Origin of the sequence: Streptomyces phaeolivaceus (assembly GCF_009184865.1) — a bacterium.
GTDB classification, from domain to species: Bacteria; Actinomycetota; Actinomycetes; order Streptomycetales; family Streptomycetaceae; genus Streptomyces; species Streptomyces phaeolivaceus.
Map to the genome: position 1 here is coordinate 1,540,128 of NZ_CP045096.1, position 18,512 is coordinate 1,558,639.

The 18,512-nt window shown below is 70.9% G+C and carries 16 protein-coding genes; 7 read left to right on the top strand and 9 right to left on the bottom strand.

Going from position 1 to position 18,512, the window contains the following annotated elements; all coding sequences use genetic code 11:
- Positions 1-336: 336 nt before the first annotated feature.
- Positions 337-1,011, top strand: coding sequence for a lysophospholipid acyltransferase family protein (locus F9278_RS07340; RefSeq protein ID WP_033532636.1), 675 nt, complete (start codon positions 337-339; stop codon positions 1,009-1,011).
- A gap of 104 nt (positions 1,012-1,115) precedes the next feature.
- Here F9278_RS07340 and F9278_RS07345 read toward each other — a convergent pair whose 3' ends face one another.
- From F9278_RS07345 to argH, 4 genes are all read right to left on the bottom strand, one after another.
- Entirely contained in the window at positions 1,116-2,639 is a 1,524-nt protein-coding gene (locus F9278_RS07345; RefSeq protein WP_152167552.1) for an MFS transporter, read from the bottom strand.
- Positions 2,636-3,247 (bottom strand): TetR/AcrR family transcriptional regulator, encoded by a 612-nt coding sequence (locus F9278_RS07350; protein WP_193241399.1) that lies wholly within the window; start codon positions 3,245-3,247, stop codon positions 2,636-2,638. The genes F9278_RS07345 and F9278_RS07350 overlap by 4 nt, the downstream gene beginning before the upstream one ends.
- Positions 3,248-3,339: 92 nt before the next feature.
- Positions 3,340-4,311: an aldo/keto reductase gene (locus F9278_RS07355; RefSeq protein ID WP_152167554.1), complete on the bottom strand. Its 972-nt coding sequence runs from the start codon at positions 4,309-4,311 to the stop codon at positions 3,340-3,342.
- Positions 4,312-4,562: 251 nt separating this feature from the next.
- Positions 4,563-5,993 carry an argininosuccinate lyase gene (argH, locus tag F9278_RS07360; protein WP_152167555.1) on the bottom strand — a complete coding sequence of 477 codons (1,431 nt, stop codon included), beginning with the start codon at positions 5,991-5,993 and terminating at the stop codon, positions 4,563-4,565.
- 1,000 nt (positions 5,994-6,993) lie between these two features.
- Here argH and F9278_RS46920 point away from each other — a divergent pair.
- From F9278_RS46920 to F9278_RS07385, 5 genes are all read left to right on the top strand, one after another.
- On the top strand, positions 6,994-7,821 hold the full coding sequence (locus tag F9278_RS46920; protein WP_450373511.1) for a hypothetical protein: 828 nt from the start codon (positions 6,994-6,996) through the stop codon (positions 7,819-7,821).
- Positions 7,822-8,050: 229 nt separating this feature from the next.
- Positions 8,051-8,638, top strand: a complete 588-nt coding sequence (locus F9278_RS07370) for a pyridoxamine 5'-phosphate oxidase family protein (RefSeq protein WP_152167556.1) — start codon at positions 8,051-8,053, stop codon at positions 8,636-8,638.
- A gap of 190 nt (positions 8,639-8,828) precedes the next feature.
- Positions 8,829-10,166 carry a ferredoxin reductase family protein gene (locus tag F9278_RS07375; protein WP_152173736.1) on the top strand — a complete coding sequence of 446 codons (1,338 nt, stop codon included), beginning with the start codon at positions 8,829-8,831 and terminating at the stop codon, positions 10,164-10,166.
- Positions 10,167-10,346: 180 nt separating this feature from the next.
- Complete coding sequence (locus tag F9278_RS07380) at positions 10,347-11,444, top strand: FMN-binding protein (protein ID WP_152167557.1); 1,098 nt, start codon at positions 10,347-10,349, stop codon at positions 11,442-11,444.
- A gap of 4 nt (positions 11,445-11,448) precedes the next feature.
- Positions 11,449-12,243 carry an FAD:protein FMN transferase gene (locus F9278_RS07385; RefSeq protein WP_152167558.1) on the top strand — a complete coding sequence of 265 codons (795 nt, stop codon included), beginning with the start codon at positions 11,449-11,451 and terminating at the stop codon, positions 12,241-12,243.
- A 125-nt stretch (positions 12,244-12,368) separates the two neighbouring features.
- Here the strand turns inward: F9278_RS07385 and F9278_RS07390 are convergent, their stop codons facing one another.
- Genes F9278_RS07390 through argC form a run of 5 tightly spaced genes read right to left on the bottom strand, consistent with a single transcriptional unit; the run spans position 12,369 to position 17,220 of the window.
- Positions 12,369-12,911 carry an arginine repressor gene (locus tag F9278_RS07390; RefSeq protein WP_152167559.1) on the bottom strand — a complete coding sequence of 181 codons (543 nt, stop codon included), beginning with the start codon at positions 12,909-12,911 and terminating at the stop codon, positions 12,369-12,371.
- A gap of 7 nt (positions 12,912-12,918) precedes the next feature.
- Positions 12,919-14,136 carry an acetylornithine transaminase gene (locus F9278_RS07395; RefSeq protein ID WP_152167560.1) on the bottom strand — a complete coding sequence of 406 codons (1,218 nt, stop codon included), beginning with the start codon at positions 14,134-14,136 and terminating at the stop codon, positions 12,919-12,921.
- Entirely contained in the window at positions 14,133-15,044 is a 912-nt protein-coding gene (gene argB / locus F9278_RS07400) for an acetylglutamate kinase (RefSeq protein WP_152167561.1), read from the bottom strand. The genes F9278_RS07395 and argB overlap by 4 nt, the downstream gene beginning before the upstream one ends.
- Entirely contained in the window at positions 15,041-16,195 is a 1,155-nt protein-coding gene (gene argJ / locus F9278_RS07405; protein ID WP_152167562.1) for a bifunctional glutamate N-acetyltransferase/amino-acid acetyltransferase ArgJ, read from the bottom strand. The genes argB and argJ overlap by 4 nt, the downstream gene beginning before the upstream one ends.
- Positions 16,192-17,220, bottom strand: coding sequence for an N-acetyl-gamma-glutamyl-phosphate reductase (gene argC, locus F9278_RS07410; RefSeq protein ID WP_152167563.1), 1,029 nt, complete (start codon positions 17,218-17,220; stop codon positions 16,192-16,194). Before argC ends, argJ begins: the two co-directional genes overlap by 4 nt.
- A 334-nt stretch (positions 17,221-17,554) precedes the next feature.
- Between argC and F9278_RS07415 the strand changes: the two genes are divergently transcribed.
- Complete coding sequence (locus F9278_RS07415) at positions 17,555-18,304, top strand: transposase family protein (protein ID WP_152167564.1); 750 nt, start codon at positions 17,555-17,557, stop codon at positions 18,302-18,304.
- Positions 18,305-18,512 lie beyond the last annotated feature (208 nt).

Below are 18,512 nucleotides of genomic sequence, written 5' to 3' on the forward strand. Positions count from 1 at the left end.
GGCTCCTCCACCGTGATGCCCTGCACCTGTCAAAGCGGGACGATCGTAGGTGTCCTGAGGTGACCGCCGGGAGACCTGGGACCGAACACGCGGAAGACGCCTTATGTCGCACCGGAGGCACAAGTTGACGGAGTATCGGTTCGGGGACGCGACATCCGTCACATGTCACGTCTCGGTGACGGCCCGCCACCTCTGCGTCACCGCAGGTAAAACAGCGTCAAACACGTCAAAAATCTGTATCCGCTCGGTGAACCCGATGTGCGCGGGCCCGTGAGCCGGGAGTATCGTCCTCACCTGCACAGACTTGTACCGGAACGCTTGACATGGGAGGGCCCGTTGTCCCGCTTCGCGCTCATCAAGGCAGTGCTCGGACCGATCATGCGCCTGATGTTCCGCCCCCGGGTGGAGGGTGCGGAGCACATTCCGGGGGACGGTCCGGTGATCCTCGCCGGCAACCATCTGACCTTCATCGACTCGATGATCCTGCCGCTGGTCTGCGACCGGCAGGTCTTCTTCATCGGCAAGGACGAGTACGTCACCGGCAAGGGGATCAAGGGCCGTCTGATGGCCTGGTTCTTCACCGGGGTCGGCATGATCCCCGTCGACCGCGACGGCGGCCGGGGCGGGGTCGCCGCCCTGATGACCGGGCGGCGGATCCTGGACGAGGGCAAGGTCTTCGGCATCTACCCCGAGGGGACCCGGTCGCCCGACGGCCGGCTGTACCGGGGGCGGACCGGGATCGCCCGGCTGACCCTGATGACCGGGGCACCGGTCGTGCCGTTCGCGATGATCGGGACGGACAAGATCCAGCCGGGCGGTGCGGGGCTGCCCCGTCCGCACCGGGTCACCGTGCGGTTCGGTGAGGCGATGGAGTTCTCCCGGTACGAGGGGATGGATCGGGACCGGTATGTGCTGCGGGCGGTGACCGATTCCGTGATGGCCGAGGTCATGCGGTTGTCGGGGCAGGAATATGTGGACATGTACGCGTCCAAGGCCAAGGAAGCGGCTTAGCTCCGCCGGGGGTGCCGGGGAGTTCGGTTGTTCGTCAGGTGCGGGTCGGTGGGGGCTGGTCGCGCCCACGCGGCGGAGCCGCACATTGATACAGCCCCGCGCCCCTAGACCTTGCTGTCCAGCCGTTGGCCGCGTAGCAGGAACCATGCCGCCGCCGCCGTTGCCAGGAGGACCGCCGCGCCCGCGCCCGCCGCTATGGCCAGGCCGTCGACGAAGGCGTCCTGGGCCGATGTCAGCATTTCCTGCGCCTTGCCCGGTGACATGGTCGCCGCCGCCTCCACCGCTCCGCCCAGGGACTCGTGGGCGCCGGACGGGGTGCCCGCCGGGGCCGTGAAGTCTCGGTAGACGCCCGTCACGATGGAGCCCAGGACCGCGATGCCCAGGGCGGCGCCCAGTTCGTACGCCGTTTCGGAGACCGCCGAGGCCGAGCCCGCCTGTTCCTTGGGGACGCTGGAGAGGATGACGTCGGCGGTGACGGTGAAGGAGAAGCCCGCGCCGACGCCGACGATCAGCAGCGCGGCGCCGATCAGGGGGTAGCCGGTCGAGCGGTCGACCACGGTGAGCAGAGCGAGGGCCACACCGATGGCCGCGAGGCCGCCCGCGACCACGGAGCGGACCGAGAAGCGGCGGGCGGCGGCTCCGGCGATCAGGCCCGCGGCCACCGCGCCGACGGCGGCCGGCAGTTCGGCGAGACCCGCCTCCAACGGGCGCCTGCCCTGGACCAGTTGCAGGAACTGGGAGAGGAAGAAGACCAGGCCGGACAGGCCGAGGATGGTCAGCAGGTCGGCGAGGACGGCTCCGGAGAAGCCCCGGTTGCGGAACAGCCGCATGTCCAGCAGCGGGTGCGGCAGGGTGAGCTGACGGCGTACGAAGAAGAACAGCCCGGCGATGCCGAAGAGGCCCGCGGCGAGCGCGTTGCCGTCGACGCCGTGCGTGGCGGTCTCCTTCACCGCGTACACGACACCGATCATGCCGACCAGCGACAGGCCGACGCTGAGCATGTCCCACGGGCCCGGGTTCGGGTGGCGGGACTCCGGGAGCAGCTTGATGCCGACGAGGACCAGGACGGCCATCACGGGCAGGTTGATGAGGAAGACCGAGCCCCACCAGAAGTGTTCCAGCAGGAAACCGCCGACGACCGGGCCGACCGCCGTACCCGCGGAGGCCGTGGCGCCCCAGATGCCGATGGCCAGGCTGCGTTCGCGCGGGTCGTGGAAGAGGTTGCGGATCAGGGCGAGGGTGGCGGGCATCAGGGTCGCGCCCGCGACACCGAGCAGCGCCCGCGCGACGATCATCGTCTCGGGTGTCGTCGCGTACGCGTTGAGCACGGATATCGCACCGAACGCCGTGGCACCTATCAGCAGCAGCTTCTTGCGGCCGATACGGTCGCCGAGGCTGCCGGCCGAGACGAGCAGGCCCGCGATGACGAACGAGTACACGTCGCCGATCCACAGGAGCTGGGTGCCGGAGGGCTTCAGGTCCTCGCTGATGTAGGGGGTCGCGAGACCGAGGACGGTCGCGTCGACGGCCACCAGCAGCACGGCGAGCACGAGGACGGAGAGCGCGAGCCAGCGGCCCGGCCTCTGCTCCGTCTCCACGGTGCGGGCCGGCCGCAGGGTGCTGGTCATGATTCCTCTCTCTGTTGTACGGCGTGCTCGGACTGTTCCGGCTGTGCGGGGTGTCCCGGTTGTTCGGGGTGGCGCAGGGCGCCGCCGAGCAGCAGCTCGGTGATCATGAAGGTGAAGTCGTTGGCGGCCACGCGGCCCTCGGAGACCGCCCAGGCGCCGGAGGCCAGCAGGCCGTACAGCGCCTCCGTGAGCCAGGCCGGGGTCAGGTCGATACGGAACTCGCCCGCCGCCTGGCCGCGTTTGAAGAGGGCCGCGATGCCGGCGTCGATCCGGGCCCAGCCCTCGTGCTGCTCCTCCCCCTCGAACAGTTGGTTCTCGGTGTAGAGGAAGGCGAGGAGGCCCGCGGCCGGTTCGAACTCGCGCACCAGCCGTCGTACGGCGTCGCGTGCCGGGCCCTCGGCCGGGCGGGCGGCGGCCAGCGCGGCCTCGCACTCCTCGATGCCGAGTACCTCCAGCGCCCGGACGAGCGCGTCGCGCCCGGCGAAGTGGCGGTGCAGCGTGGCCCGGCTGATCCCGGCGGCCTTCGCGACCTCGTCCATCGTCGCGGTGGACTTGCGGGTCAGCAGGGCGGCTGCGCTGCGCAGCACGTGTTCACGATCGACAGCCATGAGACGAACATAGCCCACATGAGACAAGTTTGTCTCATCGCGGGCGTGGGTGTCTCATGGCCGTGGGTCGCGGAGGGCTCAGGACCCCGGGGTCAGTGCCAGGGCAGGCTGCCACGCTTCTCCCAGTACGTCCGCGGGTCCTCGGCGAGGTCCGCGAGGTGGGTCAGCTGGTCGTCGTCGAGGTCGACGACGGCCGCGTGCAGGTTGGAGGCGAGTTGGGTGACGGTGGCGGCGCCGGAGAGGACGACACCGGCCCACGGCTGCCGCAGGACCACCGCGAGGGCGACCGCGTCGCAGCCGAGGCCCGTCTGCTCGGCCACGGTCCGCAGCGCTTCCGGGGCGTGCGGGGCGGCCAGCCGGCCGTTGGCCATGCCCTCCTTGACGATCACGGTGAGACCGGCGTCGTGCGCCTCGGCGAGGGCGGGGGCGGCGGAGGTCTCCAGCGCGTTGTACGTCGACTGGACGGTACGGAACAGGGGTTCGCCGTCGACGGTCACGGTGAGGGCGGTGCGGATGGCGTCCGCCTGGGCCGGGCCGCTGGTGGAGAAGCCGATGGTGACGCCCTGGGCCGCCGCCTCGGCCAGCCTGGCGTGGAGTTCCTTGTCGGCGAGGGCCGGGCTGTCCGGGGTCACCGAGTGGATCTGGTAGAGGTCGAGGCGGTCGCCGAGCAGCTCGGCGGTCTCGGCGCGCTGACGCTCGTACGTCGGGAGGGTGTGGTCCTTGACCTCGTGCTTCTCGGCGTCGGTGGACCAGTCGGCGGTGTAGGTGTAGCCCCATTTGCTGCCGATGACGATGTCGTCGATGTGCGGGCGGGCCTTCAGCCAGTCGGCGAGGAACTCCTCGGAGAGGCCGTAGGAGCGGGCCGCGTCGAAGTAGCGGACGCCCTGGGCGTAGGCGGCGTCGAGGAGTTCGTGGGTGCGGGTGCGGAGGGCGTCGACGCTGCGGGTCTCGCCGAGGTCGGTGTCGCGGCCGAGGGTGATGTAGCCGGGGCGGGCGACTGCGGCGAGGCCGAAACCGATGTGGCAGGTGGGGGTTGTCGCTGCGGCCAGTCGGGCGAAGGGCATCGCGGGCTCCGTTCGGTCGGCTCCTTGGGATTCCACCAACGTAACCCGCGATGACCTTTGTGGTGCGGTGTGGAGGGGTTCGGGGCTCCGGGGAGTTTCTCGCCCCCGCCGCCCCTACCCGTCCCTCCCCCACCCAGGGGCTGCGCCCCTTCGACCCCCTTTTCGCGCTCCGCGCGGGGGTGAGTGGGTACGCGCGGGTTCGGTGGGGGCTTGTCGCGCAGTTCCCCGCGCCCCTTACGGGGCGCTCCTCCTCAGCTCTTCTTGGCCGTCGCCCAGGCGTGCTGCGCCGTCACGTTCGTCTTGATGTCGGCCAGTTGGATCGCCACCGCGCTCGGGGCCGTGCCGCCTCGGCCGTTGCGGGAGGCCAGGGCGCCGGGGACGTTGAGGACTGTGCGGACCTCGGGGGTGAGGTGGGAGGAGATCTTGGCGAACTGGTCGTCCGTCAGGTCGTTCAGTTCCTTGTTCTCGGCCTCGGCGGCCTTGACGCACTCGCCGGCGACCTCGTGGGCGACGCGGAAGGGGACGCCCTGCTTGACCAGCCACTCGGCGACATCCGTGGCGAGGGAGAAGCCGGCGGGGGCCAGTTCCTCCATGCGCTCGCGGTGGACGGTGAGGGTGGCCATCATGCCGGTGAAGGCGGGGAGCAGGATCTCCAGCTGGTCGATGGAGTCGAAGACCGGCTCCTTGTCCTCCTGGAGGTCGCGGTTGTAGGCGAGGGGCAGGGCCTTCAGGGTCGCCATGAGGCCCGTCAGGTTGCCGATCAGACGGCCGGACTTGCCGCGCGCCAGCTCGGCGATGTCGGGGTTCTTCTTCTGCGGCATGATCGACGAGCCCGTGGAGAACGCGTCGTGGAGGGTGACGAAGGAGAACTCCTTCGTGTTCCAGATGATGACCTCCTCGGCGATCCGGGAGAGGTTCACGCCGATCATCGCGGTGATGAAGGCGAACTCGGCGACGAAGTCACGGGAGGCCGTGCCGTCGATGGAGTTCGCGGAGCTGCCGTGCTCGAAGCCCAGGTCCTTGGCGACCGCCTCCGGGTCCAGGCCCAGGGAAGAGCCGGCCAGGGCGCCGGAGCCGTACGGGGAGACGGCCGTGCGCTCGTCCCACTGGCGCAGCCGCTCCGCGTCCCGGGACAGGGACTGGACATGGGCCAGGACGTGGTGGGCGAACAGCACCGGCTGGGCGTGCTGGAGGTGGGTGCGGCCGGGCATCGCCACGCCGGGGTGGGCCTCCGCCAGGCCGATCAGCGCGTCCTGGAGGTCGGCGATCAGTCCGCCGACCGTGCGGGCGTGGTCGCGCAGGTACATCCGGAAGAGCGTGGCGACCTGGTCGTTGCGGGAGCGGCCGGCGCGCAGCTTGCCGCCGAGGTCGGGGCCGAGGCGCTCCAGGAGGCCGCGCTCCAGGGCGGTGTGCACGTCCTCGTCGGCGACGGTGCCGACGAACTCGCCCGAGGCCACGTCCGTTTCGAGCTGGTCCAGGCCCGCGATCATCCGGGTCAGCTCGTCCTCGGTGAGCAGGCCCGCCTTGTGGAGCACGCGCGCGTGGGCGCGGGAGCCCGCGATGTCGTACGGGGCCAGCCGCCAGTCGAAGTGGACGGACGCGGACAGCTTCGCCAGGGCCTCGGCGGGACCGTCGGCGAAACGGGCGCCCCAGAGCCGTACGTCACCGCTGTTGCTGCTCACTCGCGTTGCTCCTAGAGAGGGTTGATCGGTCTCGCACCGGGTGCGCTGCCGTGCGGGATCTGCCACACACGATCCGTCATGCATGATTATGCAGAACTCTGCATGAATCGTCAATCTGAGAGAACTTTGAGAGACGCGGAGAAAGGTTTGAACAAACGAAACCGCTTACCCGTAACTCTCCCCGAACGCAGGCGCCGCGTTTGTCAACAACGACCACACCCGACCCTAGTGAGGCATCCGCATGTCCAGGGCTCTTCCGAAGTACAACAAGCGTCGCGTAGGGATCATCGGCGGCGCCGCCGCTGTCGTGCTCTCCGGAGCGGTCATCGCGGGTTCCGCCCTCGCCGGTGAGGGTGCCAACAACAACCAGGACGCCGCGGGGGCCGCCTCGCCGGGCACCATCTCCTGCCCGGCCGTCGAGGGCAGCCTCCCGGCCATCCCCGCCTCCGCACAGGCCGAGGTCGACCGCAACCTCGCCCTCCTCGACACCCAGATCGCCGAAGCCAACCAGCGCCTCATCGACACCGTCGGCCAGGGCGGCGCCAACTTCATCGACAACGCCATCCTCGGCCCGCTGGAGGACAAGCGCGTCGCGACGCTGAACCGCATCGAGACCTCCATCGGCCGCGCCGCCGCCAAGCCCGAAGGCCTCGAAGCCCTCGCCCCCTGCGAACTCGTCCAGGGCGGTGCGGCGGGCGCCGGCGAAGAGACCGCGGCCGACACGGGTGCGGGCGCGGACGAGGGTGCCGCGGACGCCGGCAACGCCGCCTCGCCGGGCACCATCTCCTGCCCGGCCGTCGAGGGCAGCCTCCCGGCCATCCCCGCCTCCGCACAGGCCGAGGTCGACCGCAACCTCGCCCTCCTCGACACCCAGATCGCCGAAGCCAACCAGCGCCTCATCGACACCGTCGGCCAGGGCGGCGCCAACTTCATCGACAACGCCATCCTCGGCCCGCTGGAGGACAAGCGCGTCGCGACGCTGAACCGCATCGAGACCTCCATCGGCCGCGCCGCCGCCAAGCCCGAAGGCCTCGAAGCCCTCGCCCCCTGCGAACTCGTCCAGGGCGGTGCGGCGGGCGCCAGCGAAGAGACCGCGGCCGACACGGGTGCGGGCGCGGACGAGGGTGCCGCGGACGCCGGCAACGCCGCCTCGCCGGGCACCATCTCCTGCCCGGCCGTCGAGGGCAGCCTCCCGGCCATCCCCGCCTCCGCACAGGCCGAGGTCGACCGCAACCTCGCCCTCCTCGACACCCAGATCGCCGAAGCCAACCAGCGCCTCATCGACACCGTCGGCCAGGGCGGCGCCAACTTCATCGACAACGCCATCCTCGGCCCGCTGGAGGACAAGCGCGTCGCGACGCTGAACCGCATCGAGACCTCCATCGGCCGCGCCGCCGCCAAGCCCGAAGGCCTCGAAGCCCTCGCCCCCTGCGAACTCGTCCAGGGCGGTGCGGCGGGCGCCAGCGAAGAGACCGCGGCCGACACGGGTGCGGGCGCGGACGAGGGTGCCGCGGACGCCGGCAACGCCGGTGCGCCGGGCACCATCTCCTGCCCGGCCGTCGAGGGCAGCCTCCCGGCCATCCCCGCCTCCGCACAGGCCGAGGTCGACCGCAACCTCGCCCTCCTCGACACCCAGATCGCCGAAGCCAACCAGCGCCTCATCGACACCGTCGGCCAGGGCGGCGCCAACTTCATCGACAACGCCATCCTCGGCCCGCTGGAGGACAAGCGCGTCGCGACGCTGAACCGCATCGAGACCTCCATCGGCCGCGCCGCCGCCAAGCCCGAGGGCCTGGAGGCGCTCGCGCCCTGCCAGCTCAACCAGTAGTCCACGAGCCCTACCGGCGACCGGAGTGACCTCCTGCGCCCCTAGTGGGTGACAGGGGCCGTGGCCGCCCCGCGCGCCGGCCGGGGCGGCCATGGAAGACCCGCGTTCCGGGTGGATCCCGTCAGGGGTCCACCCGGAATTCGCGTTTCCGGGCCCCCTTCCACGGAATTCCCCGGGGCCGGGCCAAATCCTTAGACAGACGAAGCGTTTCCGTCGATAATCGTTGGACATGGGAAAGACTTACGAGCGCATCGACGGCCGCCTGCGTACGTTCATCGAGGCGCAGCCCCTCTTCTTCACCGCGACCGCGCCCCTGTCCGCCGACGGCACGGTCAACCTCTCCCCCAAGGGCCTCAAGGGCTCGTTCGTGATCCTCGACGAACTGACCGTCGCCTACCTGGACTTCGCCGGATCCAACGCGGAGACCATCGCGCATCTGCGCGAGAACGGCCGGATCACCCTGATGTGGTGCGCCTTCCAGGGCCCGCCGAACATCGTGCGGGTGCACGGCACGGGCGAGGCCGTCCTCCGCGACGACCCCCGGTTCGCCGGACTCCTCGCCCGCTTCCCCGACATCGACCCCGCCCCGCACGGCCTGCGCGCGATCATCGTGGTCCGCGCGGAGCGCATCCGCGACAGCTGCGGCTACTCCGTGCCGTTCATGGCGTACGAGGAGGACCGCGATCTGCACGGCCGGCGCTTCGCGCGCGAGGACGACGACTCGCTCAGCGCCTACTTCGCCTCCAAGGAGCACATCGCGACCAGCCTGGACGGGCTGCCGGGGCTGCCTCTGCCGCTGCCGCCCTCCGCGGTCTGACGGCGTCCGCCGGAGCGGGACGCGCGGCCGGTGTCGGGGACGGCGTCCGGTATCACGCGTTCCGCAAGGCAGTTGTACACATCGTTGAACACACGGCACTCCCAGCACGTACGTGTGGGCCAAGGGTCCAGCCCACCACGGAGGAACCGTGTCCACGATCGCCGGAGGTCGCGCCGCGCGCCGCCAGACGATGCGCCGCATCCGACCTCGCCGCTCTCCCGCCGTCCCGTTGCTCATCGCCTTCTGGGCGGGCGCGGCGGCGGTGGTGTGGCTGTGGTGGGACAACACCCCCTCCATCGCGGACCAGGGCAGCAAGATGGTCAACGCCGGGCGGATCACGGGTCTGCTCGGCGGATACCTGATGGCCCTGGTGGTGCTCCAGATGGCCCGGGTGCCCGCGCTGGAACGCCGGGTCGGCTCCGACCGGGTGGCCCGCTGGCACGCCATGACGGGCCGCTACACGCTCTGCCTGGTCGTCGCCCACGTCGTCCTCACGATGTACGGGTACGCCCTCCAGGCCGGCCTGACCCACACCGCGATCCTCCAGCAGACCATCGACTCCATCAACCAGCTGCCGGACATGGGCAAGGCCGCCATCGGCACCGGTCTGCTGGTGTTCATCGGGCTGATCTCCATCGGCCCGGTGCGCAAGCGGATCCCGTACGACCTCTGGTACCACACGCACCTGCTGACGTACGCGGCCACGTTCCTGACGTTCTGGCACCAGATCACCACCGGCAACGAGTTCGCCGCCACGCCCGCCGCGAAGACCGCCTGGTACGGGCTGTACGGGGTGGTGACCGCGCTGGTGGTCTGGTACCGGATCATCTGCCCGATCAAGCTGAACATGAAGCACCGGCTGCGGGTCGAGGCGGTCATCGAGGAGTCGCCCGGCATCGTCTCGGTGCTGATGAGCGGGCGCAAGCTGCACCGGATGGGCGCGGAGGCCGGGCAGTTCTTCCGCTGGCGGTTCCTGGCGCCGGGCATGCGGTTCAGCTCGCACCCGTACTCGCTGTCGGCGGCGCCCCGCCCCAACATGCTGCGCATCACGGTCAAGGCGATCGGCGACCACAGCACCGCCCTGCGCGATCTGGAGCCCGGCACCCGGGTGTGGGCCGAGGGCCCGTACGGGGCGCTGACCGCGGGCAAGCGCAGCCGGGGCAAGGTGCTGCTGGTGGCCGGTGGCGTGGGCATCACGCCGATGAGAGCCCTGTTCGAGACGCTGCCCGGCGCGGCCGGTGACCTGACCCTGCTCTACCGGGCCAACACCACCCAGGACCTGGCCCTGTGGGACGAGCTGGCGCTGATCGCCGAGGAGCGCGGGGCCCGGCTGATGTACGCGGTGAACAGCCCGGAGGGCGAACGCCCCGACATCTCGCCGGACTCCCTGCGCCGCAAGATCCCGGACATCGAGAGCCACGACGTCTTCCTGTGCGGGCCGCCCGGCTTCGCCCAGGGCGTGTACGAGGCCTTGCGCGGCGCGGGCGTCCCGACCCGCCGTATCCACCACGAGTCGTTCGAGATGTGAGCGACGGGACCGCCTCGCACCGCACCGGTCCCACCCGACCCGGACTCCGGTTCCACCCGACCGACCGTCCCAGCCGTAGGTCTCCACGACCTCCCACCCCGACTTCTGGCATGGGTTTCCCCTGGGTTCGCCCCACGGGTCTCCCCCGCGAGACCTCACACCTCAGGAGCTGAAGGAGCGATGAAGAAGAGCCACCCCATCCGGCGGACGCTGCTCGCCACCGCCGCCACCGTGTCCGGCATCGTGCTGTTGCTGTCGCTGAAGCCGGCCTCGGACGCCGGGTCGGTACAGGCCGGAGCGGCCGGGGGCGCACCCTCGGCACAGGGCGGGGTGGCGGCCGGCGCGCAGACCCTGACGGGTACCGCCGTCGAGACCGACTACGGCCCCGTCCAGGTCCGGATCACCGTCGACGGCGGCAAGATCACCAAGGCCGAGACCGTGCAGCAGCCCACCGGCGGCCGGTCCACCCAGATCAGCTCCGACGCCATCCCGAAGCTCAACCAGGCGGCCGTGGCGGCCGGCACCGCCGAGATCGACGCGGTCTCGGGCGCGACCTACACCAGCGCCGGTTACAAGGAGTCCCTCCAGTCCGCCCTGGACCAGGCCGGCAGCGGCGGCCAGGGCGCGGGCGCGCAGGTCCTCACGGGTACGGCGGTGCAGACCGACTACGGGCCGGTGCAGGTCCGGATCACGGTCAGCGGCGGCAAGATCACCAACGCCGAGGCCGTGCGGGCGCCGAGCGGCGGCCGTTCCACCCAGATCACCTCCGACTCGGTGCCGAAGCTCAACCAGGCGGCCGTGGCGGCGGGCAGCGCCGAGATCGACGCGGTGTCCGGCGCGACCTATACCAGCGCCGGTTACAAGGAGTCCCTCCAGTCCGCGCTTGACCAGGCCGGCAGCGGGGACGCCTCGGGCACCGAGGTCGAGGCGGGCGGCTCGCAGGACGCGGGCGGCGGCGCCGAGGACGGCGGGGAGGCCGCGGACTCCGGGGCCGGGCAGTCGACGGGCACCCAGGTGCTCACCGGCTCCGCCATCCAGACCGACTACGGCCCGGTCCAGGTCCGGGTCACGGTCACCGACGGCAAGATCACCAACGCGGAGGCGCTGCAGCAGCCCAGCGGCGGCCGTTCGACGCAGATCAGCAGCACCGCCATCCCGAAGCTCAACGAGAACGCCGTCTCGGCAGGGAGCGCTGACATCGATGCTGTCTCGGGCGCCACATACACCAGCGGTGGTTACAAGCAGTCCCTCCAGTCCGCCCTGGACCAGGCCGGCTGATCCGGTGGCAGAACCCGTCGGGGCCGCCGCGCCCGCCCAGTTGCGGCACGCCGAGGAGGTCATGGGCACCGTCTTCTCGTTCGACATCCGGGGAGGCGAGCCCACGGTCGTCAGGGCCGCGCTGGAGGAGGCGGTGGCCGGGCTGCACGCCGTGGACGAGGTGTTCAGCACCTACCGCGAGAACAGCCGGATCTCACGGCTCGCCCGGGGCGAGGTGACGATCGAGGAGTGCGGTCCCGAGGTCGGCGAGGTGCTCGAACTGTGCGCCGAGGCCGAGCGGTTGAGCCGGGGCTGGTTCAGCGCGACGTACGAGGGCCGCTTCGATCCGACCGGGCTGGTGAAGGGGTGGGCCACCGAGCGGGCGGCCCTGCGGCTGGTCGAGGCGGGTGTGGTCGGGGTGAGCGTCAACGGGGGCGGTGACGTGCAGCTGTGCGGTGTGCCGGGGCCGGAGCGGCCCTGGCGGGTGGGGGTGGCCGATCCGCTGCGTCCCGGTGGGCTGGCGGCCGTCGTCACCGCCGCCGGTGCCGACCGCCTCGCCGTCGCGACGTCCGGGACGGCCGAGCGGGGCGCGCATATCGTCGACCCCCGCACGGGCAAGTCCGCCGTGACGGACCTGGTCTCGGTGACCGTCGTCGCCCCCAGCCTCACCTGGGCGGACTGCTGGGCCACCGCCGCCTTCGCCATGGGCTCCCGCGAGGGCCTGGCCTGGCTGGAGTCCCTGGAAGACGCCGAGGCCCTCCTGATCACCGCGGGCGACGAGGTCCGCTGCACGGGAGGGCTGGCGGCGCGGCTGGGCTGAGGGAGGAAAGACGGGCGCAGCCCGTCTTTCCAGGGGCGCGGGGCCGTGCCGATGTGCGACTCCGCCGCGTGGGCGCGATCAGCCACGACGGACCCGCAGGCGGCCTCCCCGCGAAACCCACCCCTTCAGTGGCCGTTCCCGTTCTGGGCCAGCCGCAGCAGGTGATCCGCCAACGCCTGCCCGCCCAGCGGATCCCGGCTGATCAGCAGCAGCGTGTCGTCGCCCGCGATCGTGCCGAGGATGTCGTGCAGTTCGGCCTGGTCGATGGCCGAGGCCAGGAACTGGGCCGCCCCGGGCGGGGTCCGCAGCACGACCAGGTTCGCCGACGCCTCCGCGGAGATCAGCAGCTCCGCCGAGAGCCGCCGCATCCGCTCCTCCTTCGCCGACTCCCCGAGCGGCGCCCGAGGGGTCCGGAAACCCCCCTCGCTCGGCACCGCGTAGATGAGGTCGCCGTCGGTGTTGCGGATCTTCACCGCGTTCAGCTCGTCCAGATCCCGGCTGAGCGTCGCCTGCGTGACGCTCAGCCCGTCGTCGGACAGCAGCTTCGCCAACTGGCTCTGCGACCGCACCGGTTGCCGGTTGAGGATGTCCACGATCCGCCGGTGGCGTGCGGTACGGGTCTGCGGCACCGCGGGCCCCGCCTGGTCGTGCTCCTGCGCCTGGCTCATCGTCGTCTCATTCCCCGGCTAGTCCGTCCCCGTTTGCTGCGTGCGCCGCCCGCGCCGCGGCGAGAACGCCGGGCAGCGCCTGGAGGAGGGCGTCCACCTCCGCGTCACCGATATTGAGCGCGGGCATCAGCCGTACGACATCGGGGGCGGGCGCGTTCACGAGGAAACCGGCGTCCTGAGCGGCCTGTTGCGCCAGGGGCGCGAGGGGCTCGGTGAGCACGATACCCAGCAGGAGGCCCGCGCCACGGACATGGTCGATCATCGGGTCGCCGAGGGACTCGATTCCGCTGCGCAGCTTCTCGCTCTGCCGCTTGACGTTCTCCAGCAGCCCTTCCGCCCGGATGGTCTCCAGGACGGCGAGTCCGGCGGCGCAGGCGACCGGGTTGCCGCCGAAGGTCGTGCCGTGCTGTCCGGGCTGGAGCAGGTCGGCGGCGCGCCCGAAGGCGACGGTCGCGCCGAGCGGCAGTCCGCCGCCGAGGCCCTTGGCGAGGGTGACGACGTCCGGCAGGACGCCCTCGTGCGCCTGGTACTCGAACCAGTGCCCGGTCCGCCCGACACCGGTCTGCACCTCGTCGAGGACCAGCAGCGAGCCGGTGGCGGCCGTGATGGCCCGCGCGGCCTTCAGATAGCCGGGCGGCGGGACCACGACACCCTTCTCGCCCTGCACGGGCTCGATGATGACGAGGGCCGTCTCCTCGGTGACCGCTGCGGCCAGGGCCTGCGCGTCGCCGTACGGGACGTGCGTGACGTCGCCGGGCAGCGGGTGGAAGCCGGTCTGCTTGCCGGGCTGGCCGGTGAGGGCGAGCGCGCCCATGGTCCGGCCGTGGAAGCCGCCCTCGGTGGCGACCATATGGGTCCGCCCGGTGAGCCGGCCGATCTTGAAGGCGCCCTCGTTGGCCTCGGCACCCGAGTTGCAGAAGAAGACCTTGCCGTCGCGTCCGAAGTGCTCCAGGAGCCGTTCGGCGAGGGCGACGGGCGGCTCGGCGACGAACAGGTTGGAGACATGGCCGAGGGAGGCGATCTGGGTGCTGACCGCCTCGACGATCGCCGGGTGGGCGTGGCCGAGCGCGTTGACCGCGATGCCGCCGACGTAGTCGACGTACTCCTTGCCGTCGGCGTCCCACACCCTGGTGCCGGCGCCGCGGACCAGGGAGAGCTGCGGGGTGCCGTAGTTGTTCATCAGCGAGCCCTGCCACCGCTGGGTCAGCTCGGTGTTCGTGGTCATACGGCGTCCCCCTCTTGCTCGGCGTCCGGCACGACCATCGTGCCGATGCCCTCGTCGGTGAAGATCTCCAGCAGGATCGAGTGCTGGACCCGGCCGTCGATGACGCGGGCGGTCTGCACGCCGCCCCGCACGGCGTGCAGGCAGCCCTGCATCTTCGGCACCATGCCGGAGGACAACTCCGGCAGCAGCTTCTCCAGTTGGGAAGCGGTGAGGCGGCTGATCACCTCGTCGCTGTGCGGCCAGTCCTCATAGAGACCTTCGACGTCCGTGAGGACCATGAGAGTCTCGGCGCCCAGCGCGGCAGCGAGTGCCGCAGCCGCCGTATCAGCATTGACGTTGTAGACATGTCCGTCGTCCTGGCTACGGGCGATCGACGAGACGACCGGGATCCGGCCGTCGGCGAGCAGTGCCTCGATCGCGCCCGTGTCGATCGAGGTGATCTCGCCCACCCGCCCGATGTCGACCAACTCGCCGTCGATCTCGGGCCGGTGCTTGGTGGCGGTGATGGTGTGCGCGTCCTCGCCGGTCAACCCGACGGCCAGCGGCCCGTGTTGGTTGAGCAGCCCGACCAGCTCGCGCTGCACCTGTCCGGCGAGCACCATGCGTACGACGTCCATGGCGTCCTCGGTGGTGACGCGCAGACCGGCCTTGAACTCGCTGACGATGCCGTGCTTGTCGAGGGCGGCGCTGATCTGCGGGCCGCCGCCGTGCACGACGACGACATTGAGGCCGGCGTGCCGCAGGAAGACGACGTCCTGGGCGAAGGCGGCCTTCAGGTCCTCGTCGATCATGGCGTTCCCGCCGAACTTGATGACGACCGTCCTGCCGTTGTGACGGGTCAGCCAGGGCAGCGCCTCGATGAGGATCTGGGCCTTGGGGAGAGCGGTGTGCTTCCGCGTGGTGCTCATGAGGAGTAGGCGCTGTTCTCGTGGACGTAGTCGGCGGTGAGGTCGTTGGTCCAGATCGTGGCGGTCTCGGACCCGGCGGCGAGGTCGGCGACGATGCGCACCTCGCGGTAGCGCATGTCGACCTTGTCGCGGTCCTCGCCGACACCGCCGTTCTTGCAGACCCAGACGCCGTTGATGGCGACGTTGAGGCGGTCCGCCTCGAAGGCGGCGGAGGTGGTGCCGATCGCGGACAACACCCGTCCCCAGTTGGGGTCCTCGCCGTGGATGGCGCACTTGAGGAGGTTGTTGCGGGCGATGGCGCGGCCCACCTCGACGGCGTCGTCCTCGGTCGCGGCGTTGATCACCTCGACCTTGATGTCCTTGCTGGCGCCCTCGGCGTCCCGGATGAGCTGCTGGCCGAGGTCGTCGCAGACGGCGCGGACGGCCTCGGCGAACTCCTCGTGTCCCGGGGTGACTCGGGACGCGCCGGAGGCGAGCAGCAGCACGGTGTCGTTGGTGGACATGCAGCCGTCGGAGTCGACGCGGTCGAAGGTGGTGCGCGTGGCGGCCCGGAGGGCCTCGTCGAGCGCGTCGCTCTCCAGGTCGGCGTCGGTGGTGAGGACGACGAGCATGGTGGCGAGGCCGGGCGCGAGCATGCCGGCGCCCTTCGCCATCCCGCCGACCGTCCAGCCGTCCTTCGTCACGACGGACGTCTTGTGCACGGTGTCGGTGGTCTTGATGGCGATGGCGGCCTTCTCGCCGCCGTGCTCGGAGAGCTGCGCGGCGACGGTCTCGACGCCCGGGAGCAGCTTGTCCATGGGGAGGAGTACGCCGATGAGGCCGGTGGAGGCGACGGCGATCTCGCCGGCGCTGTGGCCGTCGAGGACCTCGGCGGCCTTCTCGGCGGTCGCGTGGGTGTCCTGGAAGCCCTTGGGGCCCGTACAGGCGTTGGCGCCACCGGAGTTGAGGACGACGGCGGAGACCCGGCCGCCCTTCAGCACCTGCTCGGACCAGAGGACCGGGGCGGCTTTGACGCGGTTGGAGGTGAAGACGCCCGCGGCGGCGAGGCGGGGCCCGGTGTTGACCACGAGGGCCAGGTCCGGGTTGCCGTTCTCCTTGATTCCGGCGGCGATGCCCGCCGCCGTGAATCCCTTGGCTGCCGTCACGCTCACGGTGCGACTCCGATCGTGGAAAGCCCCGTCGTCTCGTGGAGTCCGAGGGCGATGTTCATGCTCTGGAGGGCGCCACCGGCGGTGCCCTTGGTGAGGTTGTCGATGGCGCTGATCGCGATGATCCTGCCCGCGGCCTCGTCGTACGCGACCTGCGTCTGAACGGCGTTGGAACCGTAGACGGACGCCGTCGCCGGCCACCGCCCCTCGGGCAGCAGGTGGACGAACGGCTCGTCGGCGAAGGCCTTCTCGTACGCGGCGCGCACGGACTCGGCGGTGACACCGGGCCTCGCCTTGGCGCTGCACGTGGCGAGGATGCCCCGGGGCATGGGCGCGAGGGTCGGGGTGAAGGACACGGAGACCGGCTCGCCCGCGACGCCGCCGAGGTTCTGCATCATCTCGGGCGTGTGCCGGTGGCCGCCGCCGACGCCGTACGGGGACATGGAGCCCATGACCTCGGAGCCCAGCAGATGCGGTTTGGCCGCCTTGCCCGCGCCGGAGGTGCCGGAGGCGGCGACGATCACGGCCTCGTTCTCGGCGAGGCCCGCCGCGTACGCCGGGAACAGGGCCAGCGTGACGGCCGTGGGGTAGCAACCGGGTACCGCGATGCGCTTGGACCCCTCCAGCGCGGCGCGGGCACCCGGCAGTTCGGGGAGGCCGTAGGGCCAGGTCCCGGCGTGCGGGGAGCCGTAGAACCGCTCCCAGTCGGCCGGGTCCTTCAGCCGGAAGTCGGCGCCCATGTCGACGACGAGCACGTCCGGTCCGAGCTGCTCGGCCACGGCGGCGGACTGCCCGTGCGGCAGCGCGAGAAAGACGACCTCGTGGCCTGCCAGTACCTCGGCCGTGGTCTCCTGGAGCACCCGGTCGGCCAGCGGCAGCAGATGCGGTTGCAGCCCGCCCAGCCGCCCGCCCGCGTTGGAGTTGCCGGTCAGCGCGCCGATCTCGACCTCGGGGTGCGCGAGCAGCAGGCGCAGCACTTCCCCGCCCGCGTAACCACTCGCTCCGGCCACCGCCACACGTACCGCCATGGAACCCTCCTCCTGGAGAGCATGACTATACGCTTCGTTGCACGTTTATGCAATCTTCCCTGTCGCAGCCAAGGGCCGACCGCGCCGGTCCGGGAGTGACGGGAGCTACAGGAGTCCGTCGTCGAACCGATCTCACCCAGAACGGGAACGATGCGAGTGTGATCGTCACCTCGTGGGAGATGGCCGTCTTCCCGTGACTCCAAACAGTGCCGCGGCACTGAGGGTTTTCAGAGTGGCCCCTGGACGGGTGACGGCGGGACCGTGAGCAACGGACAGGGTCCCCGTGCCGTTGAGAGAGGTGTCCAGGTCTCAACTCTCCAGCTCAGGAACCCTGTTGGTCCCGTATCCTGCCGCACTCGACCTGCCGCACGCACTCGTGGAGTGGGTGACGATGCTGATCGTCACCCGTGAGGGTGACCGGCGCTGCAAACTCCGGCCGTCCGAGCGTGCGGTGATCGCTCTGGCATACCTGCGCCGGCACGACCCGCTGGCTCAACTCGCCGCAGGTTTCCGCATCGCCGTCGGCACCGCCCACACGTACGTCACCACCGTCGTCGAGCATCTCGCCGACATGGCACCCGGCCTGCTGAAGGTTCTGCGCGAGACCGACCCCGACTACGTTCTCGTGGACGGCACGCTCGCCGAGTGCGACCGGGTCGGCGACGGGCGCGCGGACTATTCGACGAAGCACAAACGGCACGGCGTGAACGTGCGGGTCATCGCAGATCCGGCCGGTCGCACGCTGTGGCTCTCACCCGCCCTGCCGGGTCGAACGCATGACTTGACCGCCGCCCGCACCCACAAGATCATCAGGATCTGTGAACGTCAGGGAGTCCCCGTCCTCGCCGACATGGCCTACATCGGCGCGGGCAAGTGGGTCACCACCCCCAAGCGCCGGCCGCCCCAAGGTGAACTCACCACGACCGAGCAGACGGTCAACCCGGCCTTGTCCGCCGCTCGCGTACCCGTCGAACGAGCAGTCGCCCGCCTGAAATCCTGGCGAATCTTCCGTCGCGCCCGCTGCAGCCCGAACCGCATGACGTCAATCGCCAAGGCCGTCCTCACTCTGGAGCGGCACCGTTGAAAACCCTCACCGACCAGTGCGGCGGCCCCAGCCTTCGGCGTTCCGAGCGTGATCGGCTGGTTCGGGCTCGGATGAGCATGAACTACGACTGAAGGCGGGGTGGAGGGGCGTGGGGCGGCAACACCGCTGCGTACGCCGATCCGTGCGAATCCCCGACCCCACGACCAGAAGCGGTCATCCGCCCTCACGATTCCGGCCCACGGCGTCG